The 12300-nt window shown below is 70.7% G+C and carries 11 protein-coding genes; 2 read left to right on the top strand and 9 right to left on the bottom strand.

What is annotated here, in order from left to right:
* Positions 1-30: 30 nt before the first annotated feature.
* A complete protein-coding gene (locus tag ACFFNX_RS03560; protein WP_378194992.1) occupies positions 31-1584 on the bottom strand; it encodes a hypothetical protein in 1554 nt (517 codons plus the stop codon).
* Positions 1585-1765: 181 nt separating this feature from the next.
* Here ACFFNX_RS03560 and ACFFNX_RS03555 point away from each other — a divergent pair, with 181 nt between their 5' ends.
* A complete protein-coding gene (locus ACFFNX_RS03555; protein ID WP_378194989.1) occupies positions 1766-2761 on the top strand; it encodes a dihydrodipicolinate synthase family protein in 996 nt (331 codons plus the stop codon).
* Here the strand turns inward: ACFFNX_RS03555 and ACFFNX_RS03550 are convergent.
* The 6 genes from ACFFNX_RS03550 to ACFFNX_RS03525 form a co-directional block, all read right to left on the bottom strand.
* Entirely contained in the window at positions 2748-3677 is a 930-nt protein-coding gene (locus ACFFNX_RS03550; protein ID WP_378194986.1) for an aldo/keto reductase, read from the bottom strand. The two genes, ACFFNX_RS03555 and ACFFNX_RS03550, sit on opposite strands and share 14 nt — an antisense overlap.
* 146 nt (positions 3678-3823) lie before the next feature.
* Positions 3824-5170: a protein kinase domain-containing protein gene (locus ACFFNX_RS03545; protein ID WP_378194984.1), complete on the bottom strand. Its 1347-nt coding sequence runs from the start codon at positions 5168-5170 to the stop codon at positions 3824-3826.
* A gap of 116 nt (positions 5171-5286) precedes the next feature.
* On the bottom strand, positions 5287-6144 hold the full coding sequence (locus ACFFNX_RS03540) for an ion transporter (RefSeq protein ID WP_378194981.1): 858 nt from the start codon (positions 6142-6144) through the stop codon (positions 5287-5289).
* A gap of 205 nt (positions 6145-6349) precedes the next feature.
* Positions 6350-8602, bottom strand: a complete 2253-nt coding sequence (locus ACFFNX_RS03535; RefSeq protein ID WP_378194978.1) for a heavy metal translocating P-type ATPase — start codon at positions 8600-8602, stop codon at positions 6350-6352.
* A gap of 14 nt (positions 8603-8616) precedes the next feature.
* Complete coding sequence (locus tag ACFFNX_RS03530) at positions 8617-9483, bottom strand: DUF8832 domain-containing protein (protein ID WP_378194975.1); 867 nt, start codon at positions 9481-9483, stop codon at positions 8617-8619.
* A gap of 49 nt (positions 9484-9532) precedes the next feature.
* Positions 9533-9742 (bottom strand): heavy-metal-associated domain-containing protein, encoded by a 210-nt coding sequence (locus ACFFNX_RS03525; RefSeq protein ID WP_378194972.1) that lies wholly within the window; start codon positions 9740-9742, stop codon positions 9533-9535.
* A 177-nt stretch (positions 9743-9919) separates the two neighbouring features.
* On the opposite strand from ACFFNX_RS03525, the gene ACFFNX_RS03520 reads away from it, so the two are divergent.
* Positions 9920-10240, top strand: coding sequence for a metal-sensitive transcriptional regulator (locus tag ACFFNX_RS03520; protein ID WP_378194969.1), 321 nt, complete (start codon positions 9920-9922; stop codon positions 10238-10240).
* 60 nt (positions 10241-10300) lie between these two features.
* On the opposite strand, the gene ACFFNX_RS03515 is transcribed toward ACFFNX_RS03520, so the two are convergent.
* Together ACFFNX_RS03515 and ACFFNX_RS03510 are read right to left on the bottom strand one after the other, a co-directional pair.
* Complete coding sequence (locus tag ACFFNX_RS03515) at positions 10301-11803, bottom strand: hypothetical protein (RefSeq protein WP_378194966.1); 1503 nt, start codon at positions 11801-11803, stop codon at positions 10301-10303.
* 90 nt (positions 11804-11893) lie between these two features.
* Positions 11894-12300, bottom strand: a 407-nt coding sequence (locus tag ACFFNX_RS03510) for a hypothetical protein (protein WP_378194963.1), incomplete at its 5' end; no start/stop codon positions are given.

Here is a 12300-nt window from a genome sequence, read left to right as displayed (position 1 = left end):
TGCCCCACGACGGCTGCGGGCGCCGCGATGTCAGGAGTGCCAGCCGACCGGCTTCGTGGTCGGGGTGAGGACGAGCAGGCGCAACTCGTTCGGGTTCAGCGGGAGGGTCTGGCTCGTGTATCCGCCCGACCCGCGCGGGCCGATGACGAACTGCTCCACCGGGTTCAGTTCGCCGGTGTCGGAATCGTCGGCGATGCGATAGCGGGTCACCAGGACATTGGAATTCTGGAACGCGGCCGGGAAGTTCGACAGCACGACCTTGGAGTCGTAGGCGGTCTTGAGTGTCCACTGATAGTTCCAGGTCATGACCGCGACCTCGCCCGAATCGGCCGCCGCGAGGCCGTACACGCCGATGCCCTTGGAACTCAGGCCGTCGGAGGTGGCCTGGTAGCGCGTGCCGGGGAGCATCGACTCCATTCGCATCGCGTTGTAGTACGGCCGCGCCGCTCCCGTGCCGGTGTCGGCGAACATGCTCTTTCGGTCGTTGTCCGGGTGGTGGATCGTCCAGTCGAACGGGGTGATCGACGATTGGCCGAGATAGTAATAGTCCAGCGACGGCAGTGCCGCCGCCTGTATGTGGTAGTCGGCCGACAGGCCCAGGCCGGACTCACGGGAGCCCGGGAAGACCCCGGTCTCGGTGACCATGACGGGACGGCCCGCCAGCTTCCGGGCGGTCAGCATCGAATCGACCTGCGCGCGTTCGGTGGAGACGACGGCCGGGTCCTGCTTCGGGGCGTCCCACGTGCCGCTGCCGGACGTGTTGATCAAGTACTGGTGGTAGGTGATGAAGTCCAGCCGCTTGCCCGTGTCGGTGTCGGCGGCGTACAGGTCGAGGAACTGGCCGATCCGGTTGACCGAGAAGACGTCCGTGGTCGGGCCGCCGATCTCGATCTTCGCCCCGGGCAGGCCCATCGCGTTGACCGCGTTGACCACCTCATACATGAACTTGTACTTCGGGTAGTACGCGGCGATGTCCGGCGGTTCGTTCTCGGCCTCGAGGTACTTGATCGACGGGAAGTGCCTCTTGTAGTCGGCGAGCATGTCCCGCTCGGCCGCGAACAACGCCGAGCGGGTGAACGTGCCGTTCGTGACGAGGGGGTCGTAGTCCGAACGCCAGTTGACGACGAGTCCGTCGCTGGACCGTGAGGAGTACTCGCTGAGGTAGTCGTACCACTTCGAGTACTCCGGGGTGCCGGTCGCGACGTCGTACGCCTGGTCGAACTCCAGCCAGACCCGTGCCCGCGCGAGGCCGAGGTCGCTGAGCTTCTCGTTCGTCACGGTGCCGTACTTCCAGCTGTTCGGCGTCGCGCTCAACTGGTGACCCGGGCGGAACGGGAACGTGCCGAGACTGTGCGACAGGTCCACCCGCACGGCGTTCGCGGTCGGTGTGGACGCCTGCGGGGCGGCCGCCGAGTTCGGTCCCTGGACCGACTCGGACGGGTGGCTCGGAAGCGACGAGGTGGCGGAGTTCAGCCGGGCCGCCTCGGGGGACCGCGGCCCGGCGGGGACCGCCGCCCATACCGTGAACCCGGTCAGCAGAGCCAGCCCCGAGGCTCCCAGGCCAAGACGAATATGACGGCCCACCGGGCCCCCTTCTCATGCGTCACCGATGCGCGACGGCGATTCCCCGTCGTCCGTGGAGGCCGATGGTATGCCGGGCCGGTACACGGCCGCCTCATGACAATCCACAACCGGCCGTCCCACCCGGTACCGTTCGCTGGACGATCACGCCGAGGAACGGGGCCGGCCTGCGACGGCGTGACGCATGGGTGAGAGGCGTGGACAGATGGCCGAACAGCACGGCGCCGATCCGCACTCGGTCGCCGAGGCCTCATCGGAACGGCGTCCGGTGAAGGCCCCCACGGGCACGTGGGCGACGGTGCTCCTGCCGATCGACGAGAACGACGACCTCCGCTGGGAACACGTCGAGGAACAGCTCGACCATCTCATCGGCGCGGGAGTCGACGGCGTTTACACGGGCGGGTCCGCCGCCGAATTCTGGACCCAGAGCGAGGCGGAGGTGGATCGGCTCACCGGATTCGTGGCCGCGCGCTGTGCGGCCGCGGGGGTGCCCTTCCAGATCGGCTGCGCCCATCCCAGCCCGCAGATCGCCCTCGACCGCCTCCGCCGTGCCCGGGAACTCGGGCCCGCGGCCGTCCAGGTGATCCTCCCGGACTGGTTCACCGTCACCGACCGGGAGGCGATCGTCTTCCTGCGCCGCCTCGCGGACGAGGCGGCGCCGATTCCCCTCGTCCTGTACAACCCTCCGCACTCCAAGCGCGTGCTGACGCCGGCCGAGCACCAGGGTCTGTGCGGCGAGATCCCGGAGATCATCGGGCTCAAGGTCGGTGGCGGTGACGACGCCTGGTACGAGGCGATGCGCCCGGTGATGGAGCGTGTCTCCGTCTTCGTTCCGGGCCACCACCTCGCTTCCGGTCACCGCCGCGGCGCGGCCGGCGCGTACTCCAACATCGCCTGCCTGAACCCGCGCGCCGCCGTCGCCTGGTGGGACTCCATCCGCGACGGCCTCCCCGCCGCGATGTCCGTCGAGGCACGCCTGAACGCCTTCCTCGGCGAGTTCATTCAGCCGCTCCAGGGCGAGTACTGCAACGCCGCCCTCGACAAACTGCTGGCCACGATCGGCGGCTGGAGCCCGATCGGCACGCGGCTGCGCTGGCCGTACTCCGGCGTGCCCGCCGAACACGCCGACGCGCTCCGCGCCATCGCCCGCGAACGACTGCCCGACTTCACCTGCGCCTGACCGGCGATCGGCCGGCGTCCAGCGCGGCCATGGCGGTGTCGTCCAGGGTGATCGCTCCGGCGGCGACGTTCGCCTCGAGGTGGGCGACGTTCGCGGTGCCCGGAATGAGCAGCACGTTCGGCGCGTGGTACAGCAGCCAGGCGAGGCCGGCCTGCGCGGGGGTGCAGCCGAGGGACCGCGCGGCGGCGGTGACGGCCGGGTCGTCGGTCACCTTCGGCACGCCGGGGAGGGCACCGCCGAGCGGGAAGAACGGTACCCAGGCGATCCGCTCCTCGGCACAGAGCCGGAGCATCTCCTCGTCGTCGCGCGACACCAGGCTGTAGGCGTTCTGGACGCAGACGATCCCGGCGGGTACGGCCCGGCGCAGTACGTCGAGGGTGACGCTGCTCAGGCCGATCGCGCCGATCTTGCCCTCGTCGCGCAGCGCGGTCATCACCGCGAGCTGGTCGTCGAGGTCGACCACCTGGTCGCCCTCGGCCCGCAGTCCCGGCCCGATGTCCATGCGGCGCAGGTTCACCACCGGGATCTGGTCGAGGCCGAGGCTCTTGAGGTTGTCCTCGACGCTCGCCCGCAGCTGTTCGGGCCGCTGGGCGGGACGCACCGGAACGGTGCCGCCCGGGTTGGGATCGCCGCCGACCTTACTGACCACCACGACGCCGTCCTCGGGGCGGAACGCGTCGCGGATGAGCCCGTTGACGTGACCGTCGCCGTAGAACTGGGCGGTGTCGACGTGGTCGACGCCGAGCTCCACCACGCGGCGCAGGAGGGCGATCGCCTCGTCGCGGCCGGTGTTCCGGCGCAACTGCATCGCGCCGTATCCGATGCGGGAGACCACGCGCTCGCCGAGCCTGCCGGCGCCTCCGGCGCGCGGGGCGCCGGTCGCGGTGAGCCGAGCGGGGGTGTTGTCCGCGGTCATGGATGTTCCTTCCGCGAGGGACCATAAACGGAGCGGGGTCCGCTTCGCCGACTGTAGCACCTTATCGGAGGAGTCTCCGCTTTCTTGGGCGCAACGCCTCGCTCGCATCCGCGCCCTCCGCGCGGGCGCGCTCGGCCGACGGCGGGTCAGACGTTGGGCGTCGCGGTCCAGACGGTCTTGCCGTCCTTGTCGCGGATGACGAGCCGACCGTCGTCTCCCACGACCAGGCGGGCGCCGAGTGTGCCGGCGGTGCCGCTCCTCCACAGCGTCCCGCTGATGTCCCGCACGACGAGGTTGCCGTCCTTTTGCAGCTCGGTGACGGCGCTCGGGTGGTGATCCGTGTCGGACTGCCACACGGGCATGCGGGTCCTGTCGTACAGGACGAGGTTGCCGTCGTCCTGCTGAGTGAGGAAGAAGGCGCCGTTCGGGGACTTGATGCCGTGGTTCGGCGTGAGCGAGTGGCCGGCGGTGAGCGTTCCCGCGGGCGTACCGCCGTGCAGGAAGATCAACAGGGCCGCGACGGCCGCCGCGACCAGCACGGCGGCTCCGGTCACGATCGGGAGGCGTCGTCGCGAGGAGGGCGCCGCCCCGGTTCCGTCGACCCTCGTGCTGGATTCCGGCACGACGGGCGCCTGCGCCCGGCCGGCGCCGGTCACCTCTTGGCCGGGCGTCAGCAGCCTCGTCGCCCGCTCCACGTCCTCGCTGCCCACCAGGTGGGTCAGCAGTTCCCCGGCGGACGGGCGCCGCTCCGGCCGCTTGTCCAGCGCCCGCTCGACCAGCTCCCGCAGGTCCGGGTCGAGGCCGTCGAGCCGCGGCCGATCGTGGGCGACCCGGTAGAGGATCTCGGAGACGTTGCCGCCGACGAACGGGGACCGGCCGGTGCCCGCGTACGCCACCACGCAGCCCCAGGCGAACACGTCGCACGCCGGCGTGATCTCCTCACCGCGCAACGCCTCCGGCGCGAGATATGCCGGCGTGCCCACCAGCTGCCCGGTGCGGGTCACCTCGCTCGCGGCGTCGTACGCGCGCGCGATCCCGAAATCGATCACGCGAGGGCCGACCGCCGACAACAGGACGTTGGACGGTTTCAGGTCGCGGTGCATGATCCCGGCGCCGTGGATCGCGGACAGCGCCGTGGCCACTCCCACGGCCAGCCCCTCGAGGTCGGAGCCGGACAGCGCCCCCGACTCGGTCACCGCGCGTTCGAGGCTGGGGCCGCTGATGTACTCGGTCACCACGTACAGCGGGTCCTCATCCAGCCGCGCGTCGATCACCCCCGCGGTGCAGAAGCGCCGGACCCGCCGCGCCGCGTCGGCCTCCCGCGCGAACCGGGCGCGGAACGACGGATCATCCGCCAAATCGGCATTGATCACCTTCACGGCGACCTTCCGCCCGGACTCGTCCTCGGCGAGGAAGACGGTGCCCATTCCACCGTGGCCGAGCCGTTCCAGCACACGGTAGCCGCCGATCCTTTCGGGATCACCGAGCTCCAACGACTCAGCTCCTGGTTCTGCTTGAGCGACATGTACGCATGCCGGGCGACGTGAACAGGGAAGCACTCGCCGGTTCCCTTCGCGTTCCGTCTCCGTTCCTTCGCCGCAGGCCCGCGTCAGTCCGATTCGGGCCCGTGGGAGGGGCCAGTGTGGGAGGGGCCGGTGTTCGCGGGGGTCGCGGAGCCGGCCGCGAGCCGGTCGATCTTCTCGTTGAGCGCCCGGATCTCGTTCATCAGCGCGATGTGCTGTTCCCGCTCCAGCTCCTGGTCCTCTTTCCACCTCGAGGAGTTGACCTCGGTCTCCATCGCGGAAACGATCACGCCGATGAGCAGGTTGAGGATGAAGAATGCCGTGACCACGATGAACGTGACGAAGAAGATCCAGGCCAGCGGCTCCTTGGCCATCACGTCCTCGGCGACGCTCGGCCAGTTCTCGACCGTGAGCACCGTGAACATCGTGAACAGCGACTTTCCCAGGTTGCCGAAATGCTGCGGGGCCGCCTCGTGGAAGAGCCGCTCGCCGATGACGGCCGCGACGTAGAGCGACAGCAGCAGGAGGACCAGGATCGAGGCCAGCCCCGGGATCGCGGTGAACAGCGCCGAGACCACCCGGCGCATGCCCGGCACCACGGAGATCAGCCGCAGCACCCGCAGGAACCGGAAGAGCCGGAGGATGGACAGCGACTCCGACGCGGGAACGAGGGCGACGGCGACGATGACCAGGTCGAACCAGTTCCACGGGTCGCGGAAGAACGCCTTCCCCTGTGCGGCGATCCGCAGCACGATCTCGACGACGAAGATCACGATGACGAGGCGGTCGATCACCAGGAAGGCCATGGAGTACCCGTTGGCCAGGCCGGGTGAGGTCTCCAGCCCGAGCGCGAGCCCGTTCAACGTGATGACGACGATGATCACACGCTGGAACGCCGGGGCGTCCACGAAGACACGGAGCCGTTCACGCGAGAAAGCGGGCAAGTCTCTGCTCCAGACCATATGACGCCTCTGACCGCCCAAAACCCTACAAGCCACCTGCGCCACAGCACCGGTCCTGTCCCGAGCGGGCCGCCGCTGAGCGAGGTGGTGCCGACCGGCGCGAAGACGCGGTGGCCGGGCCGGTCGGCGCTGGACGAGCGCGGCCCGGTCCCGGCCGGTGGCCGGAACCGGGCTCCCCGGATGCTCCTCAGCGGGCGGGCTGGAAGCGGCGGAGCCGCAGGCTGTTGCTGACGACGAAGACGCTGGAGAACGCCATCGCGGCGCCGGCGAGCATGGGGTTGAGCAGGCCGGCGGCGGCCAGGGGCAGGGCGGCGACGTTGTAGGCGAAGGCCCAGAACAGGTTGCCCTTGATGGTGCCGAGCGTGCGGCGCGAGAGGCGGATGGCGTCGGCGGCCGCGCGCAGGTCGCCGCGTACGAGGGTCAGGTCGGCGGCCTCGATCGCCACGTCGGTGCCGGTGCCCATGGCCAGCCCCAGGTCGGCCTGGGCGAGGGCGGCGGCGTCGTTGACGCCGTCTCCGACCATCGCGACGGTCCTGCCTTCGGCCTGCAGGCGCTTGATGACGTCGACCTTGTCGGCGGGCAGGACCTCGGCGATCACCTCGTCGATGCCGGCCTCGGCCGCGATCGCGCGGGCGACGCTCTCGTTGTCGCCGGTGAGCAGGACCGGCCGCAGCCCCAGGGACCTCAGGCGGGTGATCGCCTCGGCGCTGGTGTCCTTGATGGTGTCGGCGACGACCAGGACCGCGCGGGCCCGGCCGTCCCAGCCGACGGCGACGGCCGTCCCGCCGTCGGCCTCGGCGGCCGCCTTGGCGCGCTCCAGCTCGACCGGCAGGTGCTGGGACCACTCGGTCAGCAGGCGCGTACGGCCGACCAGCACGGCGTGCCCGTCGACGACGCCCTGGACGCCGAGCCCTTCGACGGCGGCGAAGTCCTCCACCGGTGGCAGGTCGCCGGCCCGCTGGACGGCGCCCTTGGCGATGGCCTGGGCGATCGGGTGCTCGGAGGAGTCCTCCAGCGCTCCGGCGAGCCGCAGCACCTCATCGGCGTCCTGGCCGTCGGCGGTGACGACGTCGGTCAGGGTCATCTTGCCGGTGGTGACGGTGCCGGTCTTGTCCAGCACGACCGTGTCGACCCTCCGGGTGGACTCCAGGATCTGCGGGCCCTTGATGAGGATGCCGAGCTGGGCGCCGCGGCCCGTACCGATCAGGAGGGCGGTGGGGGTGGCCAGGCCGAGGGCGCACGGGCAGGCGATGATCAGGACCGCGACGGCCGCGGTGAACGCCGCCGCGACACCGCCGCCGGTGCCGAGCCAGAACCCGAGGGTGGCCACCGCCAGGGTGATCACGATCGGCACGAAGATCCCGGAGATCCGGTCGGCGAGTCGCTGCACCTGCGCCTTGCCGCTCTGCGCCTCCTCGACCAGCTTGGCCATCTGCGCGAGCTGAGTGTCCGCGCCGACCTTGGTCGCCTCGACGATCAGGCGGCCGCCCGCGTTGACGGTGGCGCCGACGACGGTGTCGCCGACCCCGACCTCGGCGGGCACCGACTCCCCCGTGAGCATGCTCATGTCGACCGCCGAACCGCCCTCGGCCACCACGCCGTCCGTGGCGATCTTCTCGCCGGGCCGGACGACGAAGCGGTCACCGGTCCTGAGCCCGTCGATGGGGATGCGTTCTTCGCGGCCGTCGCGCAGCACGGCGACGTCCTTCGCGCCCATCTCCAGCAGCGCCCGCAGCGCGGCCCCGGCGCGCCGCTTGGAGCGGGCCTCGAAGTAGCGGCCGGCCAGGATGAACACCGTCACCCCGGCGGCGACCTCCAGGTAGATGTTGCCCGCGCCCGAGGCGCGCTCGACGGCGAAGGTGAACGGGTGCCGCATGCCCGGCTCTCCGGCGGTGCCGAAGAACAGCGCGTACAGCGACCAGCCGAACGCCGCGATCGTGCCCAGCGACACCAGCGTGTCCATCGTCGCGGCGCCGAGCCTGACGTTCTTGTACGCGGCGCGGTGGAACGGCCACGCGCCCCAGACCAGCACCGGTGCCGCCAGCGTCAGCGAGGCCCACTGCCAGTAGGTGAACTGCAGCGCCGGGATCATCGCCAGCGCGATCACGGGTACGGCCAGCACGGCGCTGACCACGAGCCGGTCACGCAGGGCGCGTGCGGCGGCGTCCTCGGCCTCCGGCGCCCCCTTCTCCTCGTCCGGCTCGGGCGGGGCGGGGAGCGCGGCGGTGTATCCGGCCTTCTCCACCTGGGCGATCAGGTCGTCCGGGGAGACACCGGGCCCGAACGCGACGGTGGCCTTCTCGGTGGCGTAGTTGACCGTGGCGGTGACGCCCTCGATCTTGTTGAGGCGCCTCTCGACGCGGTTCGCGCACGACGCGCAGGTCATGCCTCCGATCAGGAGGTCGACCCGATCGGATGTCGTGCCCGTGGCGAAACTCATGGCCCTTCCCCGATCTAGTGACGGGTGGCGGCGTCGGCCGTCACGGTGAACTCGGCTGTGTGGACCGCGCCGTCGTGCTGGAAGTCAAGGTAGAGACGGTAGGTGCCCGCCGACGGCGCCTCGGCGTGGAAGGTGACGGTCGGCCCCGGCCGGGTCCTGCCGTCGCCCGGCTCGCCGTCCGGGTGGACGTGCAGGTAGGCCAGATCGCCTTCGCGCAGCGCCACCAGGTGCCCGTACGCGGCGAGGTAGGGCTGCAGGTCGGTGACCGGCCGGCCGTCCCGCGAGATCGTCAGGTCGAGCCGGCTCGACCGGCCCGCCGCCAGCGTCCCCTTGAGGGCGACGGTGTAGCCGTCGGCCGAGGCGGTCGCGGCCGGGGCGGGCAGGGGCCGCGGTGTGACCTTGCCCGCGACCTCGGTGTCGATGCCGAGGGTCAGCGGGTCGGCGCCGGTGGGCTTGAAGTCGGCGAACGCCCGGTAGGTGCCCGGTCCGCCGAAGGGCGCGGCGACCCGCCAGGTGCCGTCGGCGTCCATGGTGGGATGCACGTGCCGGAAGCCGGACAGGTCGCGGCGGACGACGATGAGATGCATCCGCTTGTCATGCTCGGTGTCGAACGCCGTAACCGCCCGCCCGTTCGGGCCGGTGATCCGGAACGCGAACACCCCGGTCGCGGCGGAGGCCGTGCTGAGGGTGTAGCCGTGGTCGGAGACGAGCAGCCCGCCGGGCGTGGTCCCGTTCGTCATGTCGTGCTCCATTCCGCCGTGGACGGCGCTCGGCCGGTCCGCGGCCCCGACGGGGCCGGCCAGGTGGCCGACCCCGAGCGCCGCGCCGAACGCCGCCGCCAGCCCGAGCGTGAAGCCGCCGAGCCTGGCCGGTGTGTTCATCGCTGCCTTCCTCTTCTCTTCGCTCCGGAACGGGCCGGAGCGAGCCGGATCAGGAACCGGCGACCTCGTAGCCGGCCTCGTCCACCGCGGCGCGTACCGACTGGTCGTCGAGGGGGGTGGCGCTGGCGACGGTGACCACCCCGGAGGCAAGGTCGACCTTGACGTCGGTGACACCGTCGATGGCCCCGACCTCGGCGGTGACCGCCGACACGCAGTGGTCGCACGTCATGCCCTTGACCTTGTACTGAGTGGTCGTCATCTGTTCTTCTCCTTCGGCGATGTCCATCGGTGGCCGATCCGTTGCGGCCGACTCCTAAGGTACCCATACCGGGTATATGGATAGCAGGGTGATCCGATGTAACCGGCCTGGATACCCCTGGGGGGTAGGTCGCGATGACCATAGCATACCCCCTAGGGGTTTGCTAGAGTCAAGCTCATGAGCACGGAAACGCCCTCGCGGGCGGCGTCGGCTCCGACGCCTCGCGGCTACAGCGCGACCAAGGACCAGCTGCGTAGCCGTCTGCGCCGCATCGAGGGCCAGGTCCGCGGCGTCCAGGGCATGGTCGAGGAAGACCGCTACTGCATCGACGTCCTGACCCAGATCTCCGCGATCCAGGCGGCGCTGGACAAGGTCGCCCTGGGCCTGCTCGACGACCATGTGAAGCACTGCGTCAAGGAGGCGGTCGCCGAGGACCGCACCGACGAGATGACCACCGAGATGATGTCGGCCATCGGCCGGCTCATGCGGCGCGGCTGACCGGCGCGCGCCGCTCGGTGGCCGGCCGCGCGGCGCGCGCGGCCGGCCACTTCGCCACGGTTATGAGGCGAACGCCCTGGCCACCGCCTGGAAGACGTGCGTGGGCAGGTCGGGGTCGTAGACGTTCATCTCCGGGATGAGGTTGCCGAAGCCGGACTCGGTCCGCCAGCTGCCGGGCTTTTCGAACCCGGGGTCGGTGACGTCGAACCCGGACGTCTGGACCGTGTCGAACGCGGTCAGCGACCGGTAGTTCGCCGCCTGGTCCTCATACAGCCGGAACGTCAGGGTCGCCTGCCTCTTGCCGCGCAGGTAGCTCGGGTCGATCTCGATCGGGCCCTCGTTCTTGATCCACCGGTACTCGTGGTTGCCCGAGGATATGTCGGTGGCGAGGTCGGAGGACCACACGACGTGCCCGTCGACGAGCACCTGCATCAGCCGCCCCGCCGTCGGCGTGGTGTAGTAGCGGTTGTAGCGCCAGAACGAGACGGTGTAGCGCGGCGCGTCCGGGTCGACGCGCACGGTCTGGGACGCCGACTCGTACGCGCCGGCCGGGGTGGAGCCGCCGTAGTTCTGGAACACCAGGCTGCCGCGCCCGTACATGGCGAGCAGGTCGGAGCTCACGGCCGGGTCGCCGAGGTGCGGCGTGCCGTAGGAGGCGACGCCCTCGATGCGGCCCTTGCGAACGTAGTCGAGCCCGGTGTCGATGGCACGCTGGGCGTAGCCGGGGGCCGGCTCGTCGAAGGTGCTGTACCGGCCGGTGTAGATCATCAGCAGCACCTTGGTGTGGTGCTTGTCCGCGTGCGGCAGGATCGCGTCGAGCTCGGGGCCGAGCGTCGAGGTGACCTGGGTGTTGTAGTAGGGGTAGTCGCGGAACGGGAAGATGATGCCGCTGATGTACGGCGAGTACTTCTCATAGAAGGCGTCGTCGATCGCGGTCGTGTAGTAGGCGGTCGTGTACAGCCCGAGCTTCGGGTTGATGCCGTCGACGGTCTGCTTGATCTGCTGCATGTACTCCGGCGTGAACTTCTGCGAGTTCTGCCCGTTCGTGAAGTCGTCGATCGCCCAGCCGGTGAGGTTGGAGTACCGGGTCGAGAGCCGGGCGATCTCGCGGGCCCAGGTCACGTAGTCCTCCTCGTACGGCCGCGAGCACCAGCCGGACGTGCTGCACTCCGACGGCGGGACGATGTACGCCCACACGTTGATGCCGGCCCGCTTCGCCGCGGCGAGGAACTGCTCGTTCAGGTCCTGCCAGTCGGCCGGCGAGTGCCAGACGAGGAACAGGTACGTGTTGACGTGGAGCCTCTTCAGCTCGTTGATCGTCGCCGGCGTGTCGATGTGGTAGTAGCCGTCGGCCCGCGGCTGTTTCTCCCGGATCTCCGTGCCGACGGTGTTTCCGCCGGGATAGCTCGCCAGGAGCGTGCCCTTGGGCAGCGTGCTCGCCGCGGGCCGTTGACCGGCGTCGGCGGCGTTCGCGTGGGGCGGCGTGCCGCCCCAGGTGAAGCCCACCAGCATCACGGCCACGATGAGCGCGGCGACGGTCGTCAACCAGGACTTTCGCGACATGCGGTTCCCTTCTCGTGCGGTGACGGGACAGGCGCTCGACCGCGGGCTGCTCCCCCGCCAGCGGCTCCGCGTCGCGCGTAACGGGGTCGGTCAGAGGCGGCTCGCCAGAGCGACGGCGGTCTCGGCGAGCGACTCGGCGGCGCCCGGGGCGAACGGGGCCGGCATGCCGTAGTAGCGGTGGGCCTCCTCCACCTCGTATCCGCCCTGGTCGAACTCTGTGACGGGCGGCAGGTAGCCGGGGCAGCCGTCGGAGTAGCCGATGACGATGACGTCACCGGGCACCCGGCCGGCGATGTCGCGCGCGGTCGCCGAGAACGGCTCGCCCGGGAGCGCCACCAGGCGCAGGCTCCCCCAGCGCAGCACGGTGACCCGGCCGGTCCAGGACGTCCGTGTCCGCGGGGCGATGTCCCGCGCCCACGCGATCCAGGCGCGCAGCAGCTCACGCCGGTCCGCGGCGGCCCACGGCAGCTCCCGCTCCCACCCCGCGGCCAGGACCG

The organism is Actinoallomurus acaciae, assembly GCF_042429965.1.
GTDB lineage: Bacteria > Actinomycetota > Actinomycetes > Streptosporangiales > Streptosporangiaceae > Actinoallomurus > Actinoallomurus acaciae.
Note: the sequence above shows the minus strand (reverse complement) of the source record. Positions and strands in the feature narration are given on the sequence as shown.

Bases quoted from the DNA above. Each gene is read 5' to 3' on its own strand.
- ACFFNX_RS03530 (WP_378194975.1), bottom strand. From the start codon at position 9,483: ATGAACACACCGGCCAGGCTCGGCGGCTTCACGCTCGGGCTGGCGGCG.
- ACFFNX_RS03525 (WP_378194972.1), bottom strand. From the start codon at position 9,742: ATGACGACCACTCAGTACAAGGTCAAGGGCATGACGTGCGACCACTGC.
- ACFFNX_RS03550 (WP_378194986.1), bottom strand. From the start codon at position 3,677: ATGACCGCGGACAACACCCCCGCTCGGCTCACCGCGACCGGCGCCCCG.
- ACFFNX_RS03520 (WP_378194969.1), top strand. From the start codon at position 9,920: ATGAGCACGGAAACGCCCTCGCGGGCGGCGTCGGCTCCGACGCCTCGC.
- ACFFNX_RS03535 (WP_378194978.1), bottom strand. From the start codon at position 8,602: ATGAGTTTCGCCACGGGCACGACATCCGATCGGGTCGACCTCCTGATC.
- ACFFNX_RS03555 (WP_378194989.1), top strand. From the start codon at position 1,766: ATGGGTGAGAGGCGTGGACAGATGGCCGAACAGCACGGCGCCGATCCG.
- ACFFNX_RS03515 (WP_378194966.1), bottom strand. From the start codon at position 11,803: ATGTCGCGAAAGTCCTGGTTGACGACCGTCGCCGCGCTCATCGTGGCC.